We start from the raw sequence: 18227 nt of genomic DNA, 5'->3' as shown, positions 1-18227 counted from the left end.
AATAAAAAGCCGGGCGCGAGGCCCGGCTTTTTCGTGTCGTGGCTTGAACGACTTAGAACTTCATACCGACGCCGAAGGTGACGCGGTTATCGGTGGCCTTGACCTTGCCGATGCCGTCGAAGTCCTTCGAGCCGAAGTCGGTGTAGCGATACTCGACGCGGCCGAACACATTGTCGGTCAGCTTGATGTCGGTACCGACGCCGGCCGTCCAGCCGATCATGGTCGCGGTGTCGCTGGCCGGAATGGCGGAGTCTTCCACCTTCAGGCTACGACCTGCGAGACCGCCGGTGCCGTAGAGCAGGATTTCCGGGGTAACAGCGTAGCCAAGACGGGCACGCAGCGAGCCTTCGAAGCCACCCTTGGAGTGGATGTCGTTGTCGTTACCCTTGACACCATTGTAGCCGAGTTCGGCTTCACCGCCGTACACGAAGTTCTCCTGCTGCCACTGATAGCCGCCGAAGACGCTGCCGACAAAACCCTTGGTGCCGGTATCGAAGCCGGTATCCTTTTCCTTGGTCTTGCCGCTGAAGCCGTATCCGAGGTTGATACCGGCATAGGGGCCGGCCCAGGATGCGACAGGCAGTTCGGCAACCGGAGCGGGCGCCGGCGGCTCTTCCTGGACAACGTCAGCGGCATATGCGGTACCGCCCAGGGCGAAGAGCCCGAGCGCGACAGCCAGCGGCCGTGCGAATTTGAGATTGGCTTGCATTGTTCTTTACTCCTTAAGCCACAGGACACAGGCTTGTTTCTTACGATCGCCATCAACCCGTCCGGGGGGTGAAACGGATCTGGCGTTCGTCGGTTCCAAATGTCGTGTCAAAATGCGGCTGAAGCGAACCTGAACTTGGGTCATTCCCCGGCGCGAATGAGGCAGAACCTTGACGTTGCATCTTCGCAACAGCGAAATGTCAGCAGCTGAACGATGTTGCGCTGCACACCGCTTGGTGCAAGGGGTACAGCACCCTATATTGGTCCGCGACTGGCCCTGCGAGGGGGCGAGTCGGAATACCCGCCGGGCGGTTTCGCCACAATGCTGCCCCAGGTGCGAATGCCATTTAACGGATGGCGGGCCATATTTTGCCGGCACTGTCTTTTCGTGCCAAAACTGAGGATTGACAGAAGATGAGCAATGCCGCCGTGGCGCTGGTGACCGGCGGGGCGAAACGGATCGGCAAGGCGATCGTCGAGGATCTCGCCGGCCACGGTTTTGCGGTCGCCATCCACTCCAACCGCTCGCACGGCGAAGCGGATGCATTGGCCGCCCGGATCAACCGGGCTGGCGGCCGCGCCGCGGTGGTCGGCGCCGACCTGACCGATACCGCCGATATCGCCGGTTTGATCGGTCGGGCGCAGGCAGCGCTCGGACCGATCTCGCTGCTGGTCAACAACGCCTCGCTCTTCGTCGACGATTCCGTTCAGGATTTCGATTGGGAGACCTGGGACCGCCATTTCGCCATCCACGTCAAGGCGCCGGCGCTGCTGGCGCAGACCTTCGCTCAGGCCTTGCCGGAAGGGCAGGAGGGTTTGATCGTCAATCTCATCGATCAGCGCGTCTGGCGGCCGACACCGCGCTATTTTTCCTATGCGCTGTCGAAATCGGCATTGTGGACCCAGACGCAGATGCTGGCGCAGGCGCTTGGGCCACGCATCCGGGTCAACGCGATCGGCCCTGGTCCGACGCTCAAGAATATCCGCCAGGATGACTCCGACTTTGATGCGCAGGTCGCCGGGCTGATTCTCAAGCGCGGCCCGGAATTGCCGGAATTCGGCGCCACCATCCGCTATCTCTGGGAGGCGCGCTCGGTCACCGGCCAGATGATCGCGCTCGACGGCGGCCAGCATCTTGCATGGCAGACGCCCGATGTGACAGGCATGGCGGAATGAGTCCTCTGGAACACAAGAACAAGGCGCGCGGCGGCGCCGATGATCTTCCTCCCGACATCGACCTCGAGGATGAGGCGCTCGAGGAGATCGTCGAGCCAGCCGGCCCCGATGTTGCCTTCACGGCCATAGACTGGACGCCGCATGCGGGCGACGCCGAAGGCATGGTCGGCGCCGAGGTTATCCAGACGCTGGTCAAGCGGCTGCCCAATGCGCCTGGCGTCTACCGCATGATGAACGCCGCCGGCGATGTGCTTTATGTCGGCAAGGCGCGCAGCCTGAAGAAGCGCGTCACCAACTACGCGCAAGGCAGGTTCCACACCAACCGCATCGGCCGCATGGTGCGTGAGACCGCGACGATGGAATTCGTCGTCACCCGCACCGAGATCGAGGCGCTGCTGCTCGAAGCCAATCTGATCAAGCGCCTGCGGCCGCGATTCAATGTGCTGATGCGGGACGACAAATCGTTCCCCTATATTCTGCTGACCGGCGACCATGTCTCGCCCGGCATCTACAAGCATCGCGGGGCGCGGTCGCGCAAGGGCGACTATTTCGGTCCCTTCGCCTCGGCCGGCGCTGTCGGCCGCACCATCAATTCGCTGCAGCGGGCGTTCCTGCTCAGAAGCTGTACCAACTCCTTCTATGAGAACCGCACGCGGCCATGCCTGCTTTACCAGATCAAACGCTGTGCCGGTCCCTGCACCGGCGAGATATCGCATGAGGGCTATGCCGAACTGGTCGCCGAGGCGAAGGACTTTCTCTCCGGCCGCAGCCAGAAGGTGAAGACCGAGATTTCGGCCGCCATGCAGCAGGCCTCGCAGGATCTCGATTTCGAACGCGCTGCCATCTATCGCGACCGGCTGGCGGCGCTGTCGCACGTCCAGAGCCATCAGGGCATCAACCCGGCCACCGTCGACGAGGCCGATGTCTTCGCCATCCATCAGGAGGGTGGCCAGGTCTGCATCCAGGTGTTCTTCTTCCGTACCGGCCAGAACTGGGGCAACCGCGCCTATTTCCCGAAGGCGGATCCGGCGCTGGAGGGGTCGGAAGTGCTGGGATCGTTCCTGGCGCAGTTCTATGACGACAAGCCGACGCCGCGCGCCATTCTCCTGTCGCAGGTTGTCGAGGATCAGGAACTGCTGGCGGAAGCGCTCTCCACCCGCGCCGGCCGCAAGGTGGCGATCTCGGTGCCGCAGCGCGGCGAGAAGAAGGACCTGACCGACAACGCGCTGCAGAACGCTCGCGAGGCGCTGGGCCGGCGGTTGGCCGAAACGTCCACACAGGCGCGGTTGCTCGCCGGTTTCGCCGAGACTTTCGGCCTGGCAAAGCCGCCCGTGCGCATCGAGGTCTACGACAACTCGCACATCATGGGCACCAACGCCGTTGGCGCCATGGTCGTCGCGGGGCCGGAAGGTTTTGTGAAGAACCAGTACAGGAAATTCAACATCCGCTCGACCGAGATCACGCCGGGCGACGATTTCGGCATGATGCGCGAGGTGATGGAGCGGCGCTTCTCGCGTCTGCTCAGGGAACATGGCGATGCGGCGGCCAGTGATACGACTGCCGCCGAAGACGGTGACGACCTCGAGGAAGACATCTCCGGCGGCTTCCCGGCCTGGCCCGACGTCATCCTGATCGACGGCGGCCAGGGCCAGATGACGGCGGTGCGCAAGATCCTCTCGGATCTCGGTGTCGAGGACCGCGTCGTGGCCATCGGCATAGCCAAGGGTCAGGACCGCGATGCCGGCCGCGAACGCTTCTTCGTCAAGGGCAGGGACTCGTTTTCGCTGCCCGTGCGCGACCCCGTGCTCTATTTCGTCCAGCGGCTGCGCGACGAAGTCCACCGCTTCGCCATCGGCTCGCATCGGGCCCGCCGCAAGAAGGAAATGGTCAAGAGCCCGCTCGACGAGATCGCCGGCATCGGCCCTGGCCGCAAGCGCGCCCTGCTGCTGCACTTCGGAACCGCCAAGGCTGTCAGCCGGGCGGCCATCGAGGATTTGAGGAAGGTCGACGGCATTTCCGAGCAGGTCGCCAAGCTGGTCTACAATCATTTTCACGAAAGCTGATGATCACGTTTTCGGACGCATTCGGGTATTTTCGGCTGGCCAATCGATTTTGGCCTGTTGACCCCCCACATTCGCTTCTGATTTGAGTACGCAGGCAGAAAGAGTCCCTGAAGCATGGCCCAGCGCGCGTTCAACCTGCCCAACATACTGACCTACGCCCGCATCATCGCGGTGCCGTTGGTCGTGCTGTGCTTTTTTCTCGAAGGGCACCTGAAATCGAGCGATTTCGCCCGCTGGTCGGCATTGGTCATTTTTCTGCTGGCGTCGATCACCGATTACCTGGACGGCTATCTCGCGCGCGCCTGGCAGCAAACCTCCAACATCGGCAAGATGCTCGACCCGATTGCAGACAAGTTGCTGGTCGCCACTTGTCTGCTGTTGCTCGCGGCAGACACCGATCGCCATGCAGGCATCGCCGGCTGGTCGCTGTGGGCCGCCATAATCATCCTGTGCCGCGAAATCCTGGTTTCGGGCCTGCGCGAGTATCTGGCCGCGCTCAAGGTTTCGGTGCCGGTGACGCAGCTTGCCAAGTGGAAGACCGCCATACAGATGGTCGCCATCGCCTTCCTTCTGGCGGGGCCGGCCGGCGACAAGATCTTCCCGCTGACGACGCAGACCGGTCTTGTGCTGCTGTGGATCGCGGCGCTCGTCACGCTCTACACCGGCTATGACTATTTCCGCGCCGGTCTCAAGCACATCATGGACGAGTGAGATGACGACCCGTCTCATCTATTTCGCCTGGGTGCGCGAACGGATCGGCATGCCGGAAGAGAGCGTCGAACTGCCCGATGGCATCGAGACCGTCGCCGATCTCTTGCACTGGCTGCGGTCGCGCGGCGAGGGCTACGAACATGCGCTGCAATATCCCGACGTGATCCGCGTTGCCATCAACCAGGAACATGTCGATCACCGCGAAAAGATATCCGGTGCGCGCGAAATCGCCCTGTTTCCACCGATGACCGGGGGCTGACCCGTGCCGGCCGCCCCGGTGCCGACCGTGCGCATCCAGCGCCACGACTTCGATGTCGCCGCCGAGATCGCCGGATTGGCGCGAGGCCGCTCCGACATCGGCGCGGTCGTTACCTTCTCCGGTCTCTGCCGTGACGAACAGGGTGCGCTCTCGGCATTGGAACTCGAGCACTATCCGGGCATGGCGGAGGCGGAGATCGGTCGAATCGCGGCCGAAGCGCTCGAACGATGGCCGCTGCAAGGCCTCACCGTCATCCATCGCCATGGCAAGATCGCGCCGGGCGAGAACATTGTCCTGGTGGTGGCCGCCTCGGCGCATCGTCAAGCCGCCTTCGAGGCGGCGAACTTCCTCATGGATTATCTGAAATCGCGCGCGCCCTTCTGGAAGAAGGAGCATCGTGTCGATGGCGCGGAGGGTGGCTGGGTCGAGGCGAGGCAGGCGGATGCCGTGGCGGCTGGACGCTGGAAGTCGCCTCGGTCCGAATAATTCCCCTCGCAGCCATGCATTGACCGCAATCCTTTGGCCATCTGGGCGCCATTGATCAGCCCGGGCATTGGCAGTCTGGACATTGGCAGCCCGGAGCAGGGAGGTGGTCATGCTGGACAGGATCGCGGAATTCTTCGTTTTCGGTTTCGTACCTCTGATCGTCGGCATCCTGGCGGTGCCGGAACTCTCCGTGGCCGCGGAAAAGACTGTCAGAGGCGAGGTGGTCTACCGCGAACGCATCGCCCTGCCGCCCAGCGCCGTGCTCTCCGTCCAGCTTGCCGATGTTTCCCTGGCCGATGCGCCTGCCAGGATCATCGGTGAACAGAAGATCAAGCCGGCCGGCCAGGTGCCGATCAGCTTCGAGATCAAGTTCGATCCTTCGGTGATCCGGCCGCAGATGACCTACGCGTTGCAGGCCCGTATCACGGTCGACGACCGGCTGATGTTCATTTCCGATGTGCGCCATCAGGTCGATCCGCTGACCGACGCGCCGCAGACGATTGTGCTCAAGATGACGGCGCCCGCCGCCGCCGGAGCGGCTTCCATGCTGGGTCAAAGCTGGCTTGTCGAATATATCGATGGCATTGGCGAGATACGCGAGCCGCAAGCCACCTTCAGGATCGGCAAATCGGGCAAGGCCGGCGGCAACGGCCCTTGCAATGTTTATTTCGCCACCGCCAGGGTCGATGACCGGTCCATTTCCATCAGCGATATCGGTTCGACCTACAAGGCCTGTGCGCCGGAGGTGATGGCCGAGGAAAAGGCCTTGTTCGATGCGCTTGCCAAGGCGGCGTCATACAAGGTCGATGCCGGCAGGCTCACCATATCGGACAAGGACGGCCGCGAGATTCTGCGTTTCAGCGCGGCAAGTTGAGCAGTGCGAGTTTAGATCCGTCACGCCGGTTCGAACACAGCCCCGTAGTGATAGGGAGGCACCTCGACCAGTTTCACCAGCCTGAGGCCGGCCGCCTCGGCGTCGGCGATGGTCTGTTCCGGCGATAGCCTGAGTTCGGTTCGAGGACCGCGCGGTTCACCCAGCACCGTTGTCGTCTCGCGTGGATGCTGGTGCCAGTTGACGATGGCGAACCGCCCGTCTTGCTTCAGTATCCCGCGCACTGCACGCGCCAGCCGCGGCCGGTCCGGAACGCCGTGAAAGGCGTTCGCCATGAAGACGAAGTCAACCGGTCGCGACACCAGGCCGGCAAGCTCGTAAGCGTCGCCGGCCACAAAGTCGCAATTGACCAGCCCGTTTGCGGTCAACCGGCCACGCGCGACTTCAAGCAGATTTGCATCAATGTCGATGGCGGTGACGTGACCGGCCATCTCGGCGATCGGCAAGGTGAACCATCCGTCGCCGGAACACAGATCGATCACGTCCATGCTCATCCCGATGCCTGTTGCCCGCAGCACGGCCGCGGGATCAGGCCACAGCGCGTCCCACCATCCGCTCGTCGGCATTTCGGTGCCCTGGAAGAAGCCGGGAATGGTGCTGGTCATGGGGCTATTGTCGCCTTGTGGCGGTTCGCCACGTCCAATTCCATGGTGTCTGGCCTCGCTCACGCGGCCTGAAGGACCTGATATGGGCGCCGGGTAGCCCGGCGGTTACCCCCTTGGCATGAAAAAGGCCGGCGAAATGCCGGCCTTTTCAAGATCAGTACGGACCGCGCTGGTTCAGCCGACGATCTCGGTGTCGGAGAACCAGTACTTGATCTCCTGCGCGGCGGTTTCCGGCGCATCGGAGCCGTGCACCGAATTTTCGCCGATCGACAGCGCATGCACCTTGCGGATGGTGCCTTCGGCGGCGTTTGCCGGGTTGGTGGCGCCCATGACTTCGCGGTTCTTGGCAATGGCGTTCTCGCCTTCCAAAACCTGGACGATCGTCGGCGCCGACGACATGAACTCGACCAGTTCACCGAAGAACGGGCGGTCCTTGTGGACGGCATAGAAGCCTTCGGCCTCGCGGCGGCTCATCCAGACGCGGCGCGAGGCGATGACGCGCAGACCGGCGTCCTCGAGCATCTTGGTGATGGCGCCGGTGAGGTTGCGCCGCGTTGCGTCCGGCTTGATCATGGAGAAGGTGCGTTCGAGCGCCATGGGTCGTCCTTGTCTGAGAATGGAATTGAGAGTGGCGGGCTCTATACAAGCCGCCCGGCTCATTGCCAAGGGGTGAGGAACTGTCCGTGAAGCGGCGGGAAAGCCAATTGCCCGGCTTTCCGGGCGACGAACGACCGGCGCGATGTCGAAAGGCCGGTACGGCGCACGTTTCTGTGTTTGACCGCATGCCCGATGGCTATGTGGGGAAGGCTGTAAAGCACCGGTTTGCTTGCTATAGTCGCCAGGTCGGCGCCGCGCTGAAGTCGGCCCGAATGGAGACAAAACGACCATGACAGACGATCGCCAGGAGCGCATTCGCAACCGCGCACATCAGATCTGGCAGGAAGAGGGGCAACCGGCGGGCCAGCACGAGCGCCATTGGCATCAGGCGGCGGCCGACATCGATCGGGAAGACGGTGCGGGCAAGCCGTCGGCCAAGAAATCGGCCAAGAAGGCGGCCGCTGGCAAGGCAAAAGCCGAACCCAAGGAAGCAAAGGCGGACAAGAAGACCGCCAAGCCCAAGAAAGCGGCGGCCAAATAAATCCGGTCACCTGCTGCCGGTCTTTGTTCGCAAGAGATTGGCGGCGCATGGCCGCGACAAGGGCAGGGCGTGGACCTCACGCCGCCGCGACTCGTCGTCCGAGCCCGCCGTGCAGATCGAGGCAGCGGGCGAACCATTGCGCCACCACGTCACTGTCTTCGAGTAGCGGATAGGGCGAGGCCACGCGTGCCCATTGCAGCGCACCGAACACGATGTAGTCGCAGAACAACGGTGCGGCGCCGCCGATGAAGGGCTGGTAACTCAAGGTCGAACGCAGCGGCTCGAGCGCTGTGCGGAACGCCGTCAGCCCGGCGTCGCGCGCCGCGACGACGTTTTCAAGTGTCTTGCCGAAACGCTGTTCCCGGCTCTGCCGGAAATAGGCGGCATTTTCCTCGTCCTGCATGGCGTGGAGGTCGACGAGCGCGGCCGTAGTCACATAGGGGTGGATGGTCAGTTGCGACCAGCGCTCGATGAAACGCGCCATTGCCTTGCCGCCTTCGCCGCCGAAAAGCGTTGGTCGATCCGGATAGGCTTCGTCGAGATAGAGGGCTATGGCGAAGGAATCGGCGACCACCTTGTCGCCATCACGGATCACCGGAACCGTCTTGGAAATGCCGCCTTCGACGGCAGGCACTTCGAGGAAGCGTGTCGGTACGGTCGAGATGTCGAGCCCCTTGTGGGCGAGCGCCATCTTTCCTTTCCAGCAATGCGGGCTGAACGGCCGGGCGGCGTCGTGTCCGACGAGATCATAGAGCAGAATGGTCATTGGCGTCTGCGTCCCCGCGCGTTAGGTAGGCTCCAAATCGATACGAGCCGAAGGAAGCCATGAGACAGCATTTCATGATGTTTGCGGCCTATAATCAATGGGCCAACAGCCGCATCTACGATGCCGCCGGCGAACTCGACGACGAGGCGTTCAACCGCGACGTCGGCGCCTTTTTCGGCTCCATGATGGGCACGCTCAACCATCTGCTGACGACCGACCGCATCTGGATGAAGCGCTTTACCGGCGAGGGCGACGCGCCGACGACGCTGGATGCCATCCTGCACCGTGCGCTGCCAAGCCTGCGCGCGGCGCGCGAGGCGGAGGACCGGCGGATCATCGAATGGCTTGCCGGCTTGAGCGACAAGATGCTGGCGGGTCGCTTCACCTACATGACGGTGTCGGACATGCGCACCGTCTCGCAACGGCTGGCGCCGGCACTGGCGCATGTTTTCAACCATCAGACGCATCACCGCGGTCAGGCGCATATGATCCTGACGGTTCTGGGCCGTCCATCGGTGCAACTCGATCTCGCGCATTTCCAGCGCACGGAGGAAGGGCGCGCCTATGCCTGATCTTCGTCCAGTGCGCCAGCTGCAGATTTCATGAAAGTTGTCGACTTCCAAGTGAATTAGATAAATTCCTGGAATAGAAGTGAAAAATACAATTTTACGGCAAATATCGACGTAAAAATAAAGAAACTAAAACATCATCATGAGCGTTCATGTGTCTGCATGCAGAGTATTGCTCGCATGTCGGGCTTTTTGCTGCAGTGCAGAAATAGAGTGACCACATGGAGAGTGTCATGGCTAGAATCTGCAAGGGTATCGCCAGCGCGCTGGCGAGTGGTACGATTGTTATTGTTCTTTCCCTGTCGGCGAACGCGGCCGGCGGGCTTGGCGTTGGTGTCGGCGCCTCGGTGGGCGGTAGCGGCGGTGTCAATGCCGGCGTGGGTGCTTCCATCGGCGGCAGCGGCGGCGTTAGCGCCGGAGCGGGCGCTTCGGTTGGCGGCAGTGGCGGCGTCAACGCCGGTGCCGGTGCCAATGTCGGTGGCTCGAACGGCGTCAGCGCCGGGCTCGGCGCCTCTGTCGGCGGCAGCAATGGCGTGAATGCCGGGCTGGGCGCGAATGTCGGCGGTACCGGCGGCATCAATGCCGGTCTCGGCGCCACTGTTGGTGGCACGGGCGGCGTTGGTGTCGGTGTCGGCGTGGGTCTCGGTGGAGGGACCAATCCCAGCAATCCGGGCAATCCGTCCAATCCAAGCAACCCCAGCCACCCCAATATGCCGGCTGTCGTTGCCCAGATGTCGGGCAGCCAGTTGACAAGGATGAAGAAGCGCTGCGTCGATGTGCTCAGCAGCGAAGGCACCTACGACCGCGACCTGCGCCAGCTTTGCCTGCTTATCGCACGCCGCTGATCGCCGGCCGGATGGAAATGGACGATGAAGAACGCGGCCTGCTTCGGCGGGCCGCATTTCTGGTCAACGAAGCTTCGGCGCCGTCAGGTCTCGTTCCGGCGTTGGCGGCCTCTTGGGCGCGGTCACCGCTGTTTCTGGCTTGCGGGTAAGAGCGGGATGGATCCGAGTTTAGCTGGCCGCGGCCAAACCGGTGATTTCGCTGTCCAACTGGCGTTGTGTCAAAGCCGCTTCCGCCATGACCCATTGTTTGAACAGCAGCACCTTGCGTGCGGCAAGGCTCTTGGGCGGAGAAACAAAGTACCAGCCGGCCGTGTTCGGGTGATGGACGGCAAAGGGCGCAACCAGTCTTTCGGCGCGGATATCGCTGGCCATGTAGGCGCGATTGGCGACGGCGAAACCCATCCCGGCATTGGCCGCCTCGTAGGACATCATGCACGAGTCGAAATAGATGCTCTTGGTCTCGCTGAGCACGAAACTGGCGCCGGCAAAGCCAAGCCAGGATTGCCAGTTCTGGGTGCAGGTGTCGGAATGCAGAAGCGTGAAGTTCTTGAGGTCGTCAGGTGTGACCTTCGACAGCGGTTTGTCGCCGAGAACATCATGGAAAAGCTTGCGGCTGCACACAGGTGTGAGGTCTTCCCGAAACAGCAGATCGGACGGCAGCCCATGAAAGTGGCCGTCGCCATAGCGGATTTCGAGATCGAAATCGGACGTCGTGAACTCATGTGTCGCGTAGGACGTCGAGACCCGCATCACAATATCGGGATATTGCCGCTGGAAATGAGGCAGGCGCGGAAACAGCCAGCGCGCCGCGAAGGTTGGCAGCACCGATATCTTCAGCACATGCTCCTGGGATTGTCCGGTGGCTTCCATGCTGGCGGCGACGATGCGCTCCAGCGCCTCGCGGACACGCGAGACATAGGCTTCGCCCTCCGGCGTCAGTGACACCGCATTGCCGCCGCGCTGGAATATCTTGAAGCGCAGCTGATCCTCCAGGCTTTTCACGCGCTGGCTGACCGCGGAAGCGGTGATGAACTGTTCTTCGCCGGCGCGCGTGAAATTCCCGTGCCTCGCAGCACTCTCCACGATTTTCAGCGAATTGAGGTTGACCTGGCTGAGCAGACGCACGGGTTTCGACCTTAAGCTGGGCTTAGGGTAGCACCAGCATTCCTAAATTTACAGGGGGGGCAACTTTAATTGACTGTTTACCAAGTGTTGCCCCCATCTTGGAGAAGTAGAATGAATGCCCATACCATTCCCGAACTGCGCTACGCGATGAGCCGCGAGGCCATCATCGGCCACGAAACCGCCTGGAAAGTGTCGAGCTTCGGCGTCGCGCAATATCTGCATGGCTACGACCCCGCACTCCTCGCCGCCATCGAGGAAGCCGCCTTGAAGCTCAAGGCCAGCCACGCCGTGCACAAGCACCTCGATCTCACCTTCATCACCGGCGCCGACCGCTACATTCCTGAAATCAGGGAGCTTTTGCATGACAAGCTGCGCCTGGAGAGGCTGTCCGACATGATGGGCACCAAGCTGGAGCCCTATCCGCTGTCGATCGTCGGCTCCACCGTCACCTTCATGAATCCCCGTGACGGAGCCGTCGAATGGCACTGCGACGGCGTTCCGGTCACCGAACTCATTCCGCTGTCGATCAGCAATCCGCTGGTCGGCGGCCATCTCGAAATCTATTGCGACGATTCCGAAACCGGCCGATCCATCCTCGAATCCGGCCGCGAAATCCCGCGCAACCGCATCATGCGTATCGATCACAAGATGAACTACGCCACGCTCGGACAGTTTCTCGGCGTCCTGCATCGCACGGCTCCGATCCAGTTCGGTGAGCGTGTAACGCTGGTGCTCAACCAGCGTTCCGTAGCCAAGCCCTATGTCGACGACAACAGGATGTTCTATCTCGCCGCCGACAACGACCACGATCGCGCCTGGGTCAACGAACTGGCCGAGGACGTCTGGACCAACCAGTTGCCCGCCTATCGCCGGTTCGAAGCGGAACACCCCACGCCGGCCCCCGCCGAAGCGCCCGTCGCGGGCGGCGCCAGGGAATCATGGTAGCAACCCATGATCCTGAAAAGCGGTCATCGGCTTTCGGACAGGATCATGGTCGAGCCGCTGGATAGGACCCCACGCCGGTTCCTTTGGCGTGGGGCAGGCTCGATATCGGCGCTTGCCCTTGCCGCCGGCGCGGTCGCCTTGTGGTCGACCAATGCGCTGGTCGGCAAATCACTGCTGGCGAACCATCCGGTGTCACACGTGCAGCTCCTGCAATTCGCGGGAGCTGCCTTGGTGTTCGCCCTGATCAGGTTCGCGGGCCGGCCTGGAAACTCCCCGGGCGCGGATGGGTTGACGCTCTTCCCGCTGGCCGTGGGTTTTGTCGGCCTGGTCGGCACCATGGTGCTGCAATATGTTGCCTTCGCTTCCATGCCGGTGATCGAGGCCAACCTCGTGGCCTATACATGGCCTTTGATGGTTGCCGCGGCCGTGATCGTCTTCGACAATCCGCGGCGGCCGGCTCTGCTGGGCCTTGCCGCCGCCGTCGGGTTTGTCGGCGTTGCGCTGGTGATTTCGGGAGGGCGTGATCATAGCTGGTTCCAGGGCGATCTTACCGGCTATGCCGCCGCCTTCGGATCCGCGCTTTGCATGGCGTTCTATTCGGTGGCAGTGGGCCGGCTCGCTATCTCGCCGGATCGTCTGTTGCTGCCGTCGTCATTGATCGGCGTGGCCCTGGCTTTTGTCTGGTGTGCTCGTGACGGCGTCGCCTGGCCCTCCGGCGCGGACCTTGCTCTCGGGCTCTATCTTGGCGCCGGCCCGATGGGCCTTGGCTACTATCTCTGGTCGCGCGCCCTGAAGCTCGAAGGCAGCGGCAGGGTCGCGGTCGTCGCCTATCTCACGCCGATCGCGTCGACCCTGCTGCTGACCCTGTCCGGCGAACGGCTGACGATGACGGCCATTGCCGGAGCCGTGCTTGTCATCGGCAGTTGCCTGGCGGTCGGCCTGGAACGTTCGGAGGCGGAAAATCATGTTTGACGACAATGAACGTATGGCCAGGCAGGAAGCACATTGGCTGATCAGGAAATTCGGCGAGGATGCATCGCTCTACGCCGCCATGAAGGCTGAAAAGGCGATCGAGCAAAAGGATTTCGGGCGTTGCGCCCGCTGGAAGCGTATTCTGGAGATATTGGCCGACGGCCACGCAGCGAAGTCTGCCATTTCCAAGTATTAGATTTTCTAATTTGCGCGGCGTCGATTTCCCATGAAAGCTATTTTCGTCGAGTCTTGATTCCTCTTTCAGACTTGGCTGTCCGTTGGGGGACGCGGCTGAAGAGATACATCGATAGAAGTCTTCATTGGGGTGGATGACTTTGTCGCAAATAGGGTGATAGAATTGTCAAATATCGAGGATAAGACCGTTATCGAGCTCACGGCCGATATTGTCTCGGCCTATGTCGGCAACAATCCGCTCCCGGCCTCCGGCCTGCCTGATCTGATTGCCAGCGTCAGCGCGTCGGTCCGCAAGCTGGCCGGTGCGGCTGTCGTGGAAAGTCCGAGCCTTGTCCCGGCGGTGAATCCCAAGAAGTCGGTATTCCCCGACTACATCATCTGCCTGGAAGACGGAAAGAAGTTCAAGTCGCTCAAGCGCCATCTCAGGACCGACTATGGCCTGAGCCCGGACGACTATCGCGCCAAATGGGGCCTGCCGCCGGATTATCCGATGGTTGCTCCAAACTATTCCGCGACACGGTCGGCGCTGGCGAAGTCGACCGGACTTGGCCGCAAGCCGGCGGCAGCGCCGGCGGCGATTGCCAAGCCGACAAAGCGCGGCAAAGCCGTGACCTGAACGCGACGCTTGCCGGCGGGCAGGCCACGACTGGCCGGTTTGGCGGTGTCATTGCGCGCCCCCTTTTTAGACCTTGCCGGGCCAACCGGTCCGCAAGGTCTTGCGAAGCCGGCGCCTCCCGTGCAAAAGCGCGGCCATGCTTATTATCAACGATCTCTCGCTGCGCATGGCGGGGCGCCTCCTTCTCGACCATGCCTCGCTCACCTTGCCAGCCGGTACCAAGGCAGGCCTAGTCGGCCGCAACGGCACCGGCAAGACGACGCTTTTCAAGGCCATAACGGGCGATTTTCCCTCCGAGACAGGCTCGATCAGCCTGCCCAGGAACACGCGTATCGGCCAGGTGGCGCAGGAAGCGCCCGGCACGGAGGAGCCTCTGATCGAGATCGTGCTCAAGGCCGACCTCGAACGCACAGCGCTGCTGGAAGAGGAGAAGACCGCCACCGATCCGCACCGCATCGCCGACATCCACATGCGCCTGGCCGATATCGACGCGCATTCGGCCGAGTCCCGCGCGGCGACCATCCTGGCCGGCCTTGGCTTCGACGATGCCGCGCAGCGCCGTCCGGCCTCGTCGTTCTCCGGCGGCTGGCGCATGCGCGTGGCGCTTGCCGCCGTGCTGTTTTCCGAGCCCGACCTGCTATTGCTCGACGAACCGACCAATTATCTCGACCTCGAAGGCACGTTGTGGCTGGAAAACTATGTCTCCAAGTATCCGCATACCGTTCTGCTGATCTCGCATGATCGCGATCTGCTCAACCGTGCCGTCAATTCTATCGTCCATCTCGACCAGAAGAAGCTGACCTTCTGGCGCGGCGGCTACGACCAGTTCGAGCGCCAGTACACCGAGCAGAAGGAATTGCAGGAGAAGGGCCGCGTCAAGCAGGAAGCGGCCCGCAAGCATATGGAATCCTTCGTCGAGCGGTTCCGCGCGAAAGCCTCCAAGGCAAGACAGGCGCAGTCGCGTATCAAGGCGCTGGAGAAGATGAAGCCGATCGCGGCCATCGTGAACGACACGGTGCGGCCATTCTCCTTTCCCGAGCCGGTGAAGACGGTGGCCTCGCCGATCATTGCGCTGAACAACGTCAATGTCGGCTATACCGAAGGGGAGCCGATCCTGAAGAAGATGACGCTGCGCATCGATGCCGACGACCGCATCGCGTTGCTCGGCGCCAACGGCAACGGCAAGTCCACCTTCGCCAAGCTGCTGTCGGGCAGGCTCAAGCAGGAAACCGGCACCATGACGGTAGCGCCCGGGCTCAAGGTGGCGATCTTCGCTCAGCATCAGCTCGACGATCTTCGCCCCGAGGAAAACGCCTATGAGCATGTCCGCAGGCTGATGCCGGAAGCACCGGAATCGAAAGTGCGCGGCCGAGTTGCGCAGTTCGGTCTTGCGACTGAGAAGATGAACACCGCCGCCAAGGATCTGTCCGGCGGCGAAAAAGCGCGGCTGCTTATGGGCCTGTCGGCCTTTGAAGGGCCGAACCTGTTCATCCTCGACGAGCCGACCAACCATCTCGACATCGACAGCCGTGAATCGCTGATCCATGCGCTGAACGAGTTTCCCGGCGCCGTCATCCTCATCTCGCACGACCGCCATCTCCTGGAGGCGACGGCCGACCGGCTGTGGTTGGTCAAGGACGGCGCGGTCAATCCCTATGATGGCGATCTGGAGGACTATAAGACGCTGGTCACCGGCGTATCGGGCGATCGCCGCGAACGGCGTGAGGCGGAAAAGGCGTCAAAGGCCGACCGTCGCCGCGAGGCGGCCCAGCGTCGTGCCGCCCTGGAGCCGCTGGCGAAGGAAATCCGCGCCACCGAAGCGCTGATGGACCGCATCCGCAAGCGCATCGACGGCATCGAGGATGAGCTCGCCAACCCGGCCATCTACGAAAAGGATCCGTCGACAGCGACCCGGCTGGCCAAGGAGCGCTCGCAACTCGCCCAGACTTTGGCGGGGCACGAGGAAAAGTGGCTCACCATGTCGGCCGAGTATGAGGAAGGCACGGCGGAGTGATTGTGCTCTCCGGTCGACCGGCAAGCTGAAGCGGGGGGCAGGTACGCCTTATCGCCTGTGCGGGTCTTGTCGCTTCCCCAAAACGGGGTCACTTCCGGGCGGCACGAATTAGCTGGTTTTTCCTTTGAGATTGACCTTCGGCTGGCCGCCCAGAGCGGCAAGCGTCAGCGCGAACTCGCCTTCGCGCTTCATCCCGCCATGGCCGGCGAAAGACCGGGCGCCGAGCTCATGCTCGGCTTGCTCTCTTTCGGTGCTCAAAAGGCCCGGTGAATCGCCGAGGCAGATCGTGACCCCTCCGCCGTCCAGCGCTCGGATCTCTTTCGGGCTCGATATCCGGTCGGCGCCAAAGAACTTTGTATAGGCCGGCCCGAAATAGGTGAGCCAGAAAATCCCTGGCAACTCCCGCTGGATGTCAAGTCCCGGCGTCAGACGCTGATGACGGTTTCCCTTCCCGGTTATGACGGGTTGCAGGTCGGAGTAGGCGTAGAATGACATCAGGTGGGAATTTCCAAATTCGAAAAGTTCTTTGATCGTCGCGCCATCTGTCTTCTGGGGGAGCGAAATGGTCAGGCTGTTCGTGGTCGATCGACCCTGTCGGTCGACAGCGTCTTCGTGCAGATCGATGCTGAAAGTGACCTCAGACTTCTCAAACCTTCCTGCCAGCCAGCGGCGGTCCTGGTTCTTTTCGAACCCGACAATGAATTTGCCTTCTCTGTTGCGCGTATCGGCTACTCGTCGCACCGGATCACGATGATCCAGCCTGATCAGGCGGTCGCCGAGAATCTCCTCGGCCCGCTTCAGATAGGCGTCCCAGATCTCCGCACAGATCCAGGGTGCGACCGACAAGTGAGTGATCCAGATTTTGGGAGGCCGCACGCTGCCATCGACTCCACAAGTTAATGGACGACGAGAAACCATGCTTGGCCTTCGTACCGCACACAGGCAAATCAACCCCGTGTGAATGTCGGGCAGGGGCCACCTCACGGACCTGACCCGCAGTTGCGTTGCGCGACGACCCTCCTCGACAACGGGAGGGTAAAGCTGGCTCTACACCTGGCCCGCGAAAGCCGTTAAACACGAGGTATGAACCAGCACGCCAAGCTCCGCATCGGCCATTCGGCCTGTCCGCATGACTGCCCCTCGACCTGCGCGCTCGAGGTCGAACTGCTGGACGGCAACCGCATCGGTCGCGTGCATGGCGCCAAGGCCAACACCTACACATCAGGCGTCGTCTGCGCCAAGGTCGCGCGCTATGCCGATCGCGTACACCACCCTGACCGTCTGCTGAAACCGCTGGTGCGGGCGGGCGCCAAGGGCGACGGCGCCTGGAAGGAAGCAAGCTGGGAGGCCGCGCTCGATCTCGTCGCCGAAAAATTCATCGCCGCCGAGGAGAGATACGGCTCTGAGACGGTCTGGCCCTATTTCTACGCCGGCACGATGGGGTTGGTGCAGCGTGACGGCATCGACCGGCTGCGCCACGCCAAGAAATATTCAGGCTTCTTCGGCTCGATCTGCACCAATCTCGCCTGGACTGGCTGGATGATGGGAGCGGGCGCACTTCGCGGACCTGATCCGCGCGAGATGGGCAAATCCGACTGCGTGGTGATCTGGGGCACCAATGCCGTGGTCACGCAAGTCAACGTCATGACCCACGCCATCAAGGCGCGCAAGGAGCGTGGCGCCAGGATCGTCGTCATCGACGTCTATGAGAACGCGACGATGAAACAGGCCGATATGGGCCTGGTCCTCAAACCCGGAACCGATGGTGCGCTGGCCTGTGCCGTCATGCACGTGCTGTTCAGGGAAGGCATGGCCGACCGCGCCTATCTTGAGAAATATACCGACGATCCCAAGGGCCTGGAGGCGCATCTCGTCAGCCGCACGCCCGAGTGGGCGGCGGGCATCACCGGCTTGACGGTCGCCGAGATCGAAGCCTTCGCCCGGCTGGTCGGCACGACCCAAAGAACCTATTTCCGTCTCGGTTACGGCTTTGCCCGCCAGCGCAACGGCGCTGTCAACATGCATGCCGCCTCCTGCATCGCCGCCGTCACCGGCGCCTGGCAGTATGAGGGCGGCGGCGCCTTCCATTCAAATTCCGGCATCTTCAAGCTCAACCAGGATGTGCTGGAAGGCTCGAGGATG

At 62.3% G+C, this 18227-nt stretch carries 21 protein-coding genes; 15 read left to right on the top strand and 6 right to left on the bottom strand.

The features are described from left to right. Window positions 1–52: 52 nt before the first annotated feature. Complete coding sequence (locus tag J0I79_RS12465; protein ID WP_292858425.1) at window positions 53–709, bottom strand: outer membrane protein; 657 nt, start codon at window positions 707–709, stop codon at window positions 53–55. Between the two features lie 413 nt (window positions 710–1122). Here J0I79_RS12465 and J0I79_RS12460 point away from each other — a divergent pair, with 413 nt between their 5' ends. The 6 genes from J0I79_RS12460 to J0I79_RS12435 all read left to right on the top strand — a co-directional run bounded on the left by J0I79_RS12460 (window position 1123) and on the right by J0I79_RS12435 (window position 6277). Next, entirely contained in the window at window positions 1123–1884 is a 762-nt protein-coding gene (locus tag J0I79_RS12460) for an SDR family oxidoreductase (protein WP_292858422.1), read from the top strand. Further along, window positions 1881–3947, top strand: coding sequence for an excinuclease ABC subunit UvrC (gene uvrC, locus J0I79_RS12455; protein WP_292858420.1), 2067 nt, complete (start codon window positions 1881–1883; stop codon window positions 3945–3947). The genes J0I79_RS12460 and uvrC overlap by 4 nt, the downstream gene beginning before the upstream one ends. A 114-nt stretch (window positions 3948–4061) precedes the next feature. Continuing rightward, window positions 4062–4658, top strand: a complete 597-nt coding sequence (gene pgsA / locus J0I79_RS12450) for a CDP-diacylglycerol--glycerol-3-phosphate 3-phosphatidyltransferase (RefSeq protein WP_023761562.1) — start codon at window positions 4062–4064, stop codon at window positions 4656–4658. A 1-nt stretch (window position 4659) separates the two neighbouring features. Beyond that, window positions 4660–4917 carry a molybdopterin converting factor subunit 1 gene (moaD, locus tag J0I79_RS12445; protein ID WP_292858414.1) on the top strand — a complete coding sequence of 86 codons (258 nt, stop codon included), beginning with the start codon at window positions 4660–4662 and terminating at the stop codon, window positions 4915–4917. A 3-nt stretch (window positions 4918–4920) separates the two neighbouring features. Beyond that, window positions 4921–5403, top strand: a complete 483-nt coding sequence (locus J0I79_RS12440) for a molybdenum cofactor biosynthesis protein MoaE (RefSeq protein ID WP_292858411.1) — start codon at window positions 4921–4923, stop codon at window positions 5401–5403. 109 nt (window positions 5404–5512) lie between these two features. Beyond that, window positions 5513–6277, top strand: a complete 765-nt coding sequence (locus J0I79_RS12435; protein WP_292858408.1) for a YbaY family lipoprotein — start codon at window positions 5513–5515, stop codon at window positions 6275–6277. A 20-nt stretch (window positions 6278–6297) separates the two neighbouring features. Here the strand turns inward: J0I79_RS12435 and J0I79_RS12430 are convergent, their stop codons facing one another. Both J0I79_RS12430 and ndk read right to left on the bottom strand, forming a co-directional pair. Then, window positions 6298–6900, bottom strand: a complete 603-nt coding sequence (locus J0I79_RS12430) for a class I SAM-dependent methyltransferase (RefSeq protein WP_292858405.1) — start codon at window positions 6898–6900, stop codon at window positions 6298–6300. Window positions 6901–7074: 174 nt separating this feature from the next. Next, the gene (ndk, locus tag J0I79_RS12425; RefSeq protein ID WP_008875017.1) at window positions 7075–7497 is read right to left on the bottom strand and encodes a nucleoside-diphosphate kinase; all 423 of its coding nucleotides are present in this window, start codon (window positions 7495–7497) and stop codon (window positions 7075–7077) included. Between the two features lie 289 nt (window positions 7498–7786). Between ndk and J0I79_RS12420 the strand changes: the two genes are divergently transcribed. After that, entirely contained in the window at window positions 7787–8038 is a 252-nt protein-coding gene (locus J0I79_RS12420) for a DUF2934 domain-containing protein (protein ID WP_292858401.1), read from the top strand. A 76-nt stretch (window positions 8039–8114) separates the two neighbouring features. Here J0I79_RS12420 and J0I79_RS12415 read toward each other — a convergent pair whose 3' ends face one another. Continuing rightward, window positions 8115–8804 carry a glutathione S-transferase family protein gene (locus tag J0I79_RS12415; protein WP_292858398.1) on the bottom strand — a complete coding sequence of 230 codons (690 nt, stop codon included), beginning with the start codon at window positions 8802–8804 and terminating at the stop codon, window positions 8115–8117. Between the two features lie 59 nt (window positions 8805–8863). Between J0I79_RS12415 and J0I79_RS12410 the strand changes: the two genes are divergently transcribed. Next, window positions 8864–9376, top strand: coding sequence for a DinB family protein (locus tag J0I79_RS12410; protein WP_292858395.1), 513 nt, complete (start codon window positions 8864–8866; stop codon window positions 9374–9376). A gap of 230 nt (window positions 9377–9606) precedes the next feature. Next, entirely contained in the window at window positions 9607–10218 is a 612-nt protein-coding gene (locus J0I79_RS12405; RefSeq protein ID WP_292858392.1) for a hypothetical protein, read from the top strand. A 168-nt stretch (window positions 10219–10386) separates the two neighbouring features. Here the strand turns inward: J0I79_RS12405 and J0I79_RS12400 are convergent, their stop codons facing one another. Beyond that, entirely contained in the window at window positions 10387–11343 is a 957-nt protein-coding gene (locus J0I79_RS12400; protein WP_292858389.1) for a LysR substrate-binding domain-containing protein, read from the bottom strand. 111 nt (window positions 11344–11454) lie between these two features. Here J0I79_RS12400 and J0I79_RS12395 point away from each other — a divergent pair, with 111 nt between their 5' ends. The 5 genes from J0I79_RS12395 to J0I79_RS12375 all read left to right on the top strand — a co-directional run bounded on the left by J0I79_RS12395 (window position 11455) and on the right by J0I79_RS12375 (window position 16085). Then, window positions 11455–12288 (top strand): hypothetical protein, encoded by an 834-nt coding sequence (locus J0I79_RS12395; protein ID WP_292858386.1) that lies wholly within the window; start codon window positions 11455–11457, stop codon window positions 12286–12288. 45 nt (window positions 12289–12333) lie between these two features. Further along, entirely contained in the window at window positions 12334–13260 is a 927-nt protein-coding gene (locus tag J0I79_RS12390) for a DMT family transporter (protein WP_366014326.1), read from the top strand. Next, a complete protein-coding gene (locus tag J0I79_RS12385) occupies window positions 13253–13456 on the top strand; it encodes a hypothetical protein (RefSeq protein WP_292858380.1) in 204 nt (67 codons plus the stop codon). The genes J0I79_RS12390 and J0I79_RS12385 overlap by 8 nt, the downstream gene beginning before the upstream one ends. Window positions 13457–13618: 162 nt before the next feature. Continuing rightward, a complete protein-coding gene (locus tag J0I79_RS12380) occupies window positions 13619–14071 on the top strand; it encodes a MucR family transcriptional regulator (protein ID WP_292858377.1) in 453 nt (150 codons plus the stop codon). A gap of 136 nt (window positions 14072–14207) precedes the next feature. Continuing rightward, on the top strand, window positions 14208–16085 hold the full coding sequence (locus J0I79_RS12375; RefSeq protein ID WP_292858374.1) for an ABC-F family ATP-binding cassette domain-containing protein: 1878 nt from the start codon (window positions 14208–14210) through the stop codon (window positions 16083–16085). Between the two features lie 108 nt (window positions 16086–16193). Here the strand turns inward: J0I79_RS12375 and J0I79_RS12370 are convergent, their stop codons facing one another. Beyond that, entirely contained in the window at window positions 16194–16931 is a 738-nt protein-coding gene (locus J0I79_RS12370) for a hypothetical protein (RefSeq protein WP_292858371.1), read from the bottom strand. 237 nt (window positions 16932–17168) lie between these two features. On the opposite strand from J0I79_RS12370, the gene J0I79_RS12365 reads away from it, so the two are divergent. Beyond that, the coding region (locus tag J0I79_RS12365) for a molybdopterin-dependent oxidoreductase (protein WP_292858368.1) at window positions 17169–18227 on the top strand (1059 nt) is incomplete at its 3' end.

Source organism: Mesorhizobium sp. (assembly GCF_017306585.1).
Lineage (GTDB): Bacteria > Pseudomonadota > Alphaproteobacteria > Rhizobiales > Rhizobiaceae > Mesorhizobium.
This window is presented reverse-complemented; position numbering and strand designations above follow the sequence as displayed.

What these genes read in the sequence shown, in the direction of transcription:
- J0I79_RS12465 (WP_292858425.1), bottom strand. Translation starts at nt 709, where the DNA reads ATGCAAGCCAATCTCAAATTCGCACGGCCGCTGGCTGTCGCGCTCGGG.
- J0I79_RS12460 (WP_292858422.1), top strand. Translation starts at nt 1,123, where the DNA reads ATGAGCAATGCCGCCGTGGCGCTGGTGACCGGCGGGGCGAAACGGATC.
- uvrC (WP_292858420.1), top strand. Translation starts at nt 1,881, where the DNA reads ATGAGTCCTCTGGAACACAAGAACAAGGCGCGCGGCGGCGCCGATGAT.
- pgsA (WP_023761562.1), top strand. Translation starts at nt 4,062, where the DNA reads ATGGCCCAGCGCGCGTTCAACCTGCCCAACATACTGACCTACGCCCGC.
- moaD (WP_292858414.1), top strand. Translation starts at nt 4,660, where the DNA reads ATGACGACCCGTCTCATCTATTTCGCCTGGGTGCGCGAACGGATCGGC.
- J0I79_RS12435 (WP_292858408.1), top strand. Translation starts at nt 5,513, where the DNA reads ATGCTGGACAGGATCGCGGAATTCTTCGTTTTCGGTTTCGTACCTCTG.
- J0I79_RS12430 (WP_292858405.1), bottom strand. Translation starts at nt 6,900, where the DNA reads ATGACCAGCACCATTCCCGGCTTCTTCCAGGGCACCGAAATGCCGACG.
- ndk (WP_008875017.1), bottom strand. Translation starts at nt 7,497, where the DNA reads ATGGCGCTCGAACGCACCTTCTCCATGATCAAGCCGGACGCAACGCGG.
- J0I79_RS12420 (WP_292858401.1), top strand. Translation starts at nt 7,787, where the DNA reads ATGACAGACGATCGCCAGGAGCGCATTCGCAACCGCGCACATCAGATC.
- J0I79_RS12415 (WP_292858398.1), bottom strand. Translation starts at nt 8,804, where the DNA reads ATGACCATTCTGCTCTATGATCTCGTCGGACACGACGCCGCCCGGCCG.
- J0I79_RS12410 (WP_292858395.1), top strand. Translation starts at nt 8,864, where the DNA reads ATGAGACAGCATTTCATGATGTTTGCGGCCTATAATCAATGGGCCAAC.
- J0I79_RS12405 (WP_292858392.1), top strand. Translation starts at nt 9,607, where the DNA reads ATGGCTAGAATCTGCAAGGGTATCGCCAGCGCGCTGGCGAGTGGTACG.
- J0I79_RS12395 (WP_292858386.1), top strand. Translation starts at nt 11,455, where the DNA reads ATGAATGCCCATACCATTCCCGAACTGCGCTACGCGATGAGCCGCGAG.
- J0I79_RS12390 (WP_366014326.1), top strand. Translation starts at nt 12,334, where the DNA reads ATGGTCGAGCCGCTGGATAGGACCCCACGCCGGTTCCTTTGGCGTGGG.
- J0I79_RS12385 (WP_292858380.1), top strand. Translation starts at nt 13,253, where the DNA reads ATGTTTGACGACAATGAACGTATGGCCAGGCAGGAAGCACATTGGCTG.
- J0I79_RS12375 (WP_292858374.1), top strand. Translation starts at nt 14,208, where the DNA reads ATGCTTATTATCAACGATCTCTCGCTGCGCATGGCGGGGCGCCTCCTT.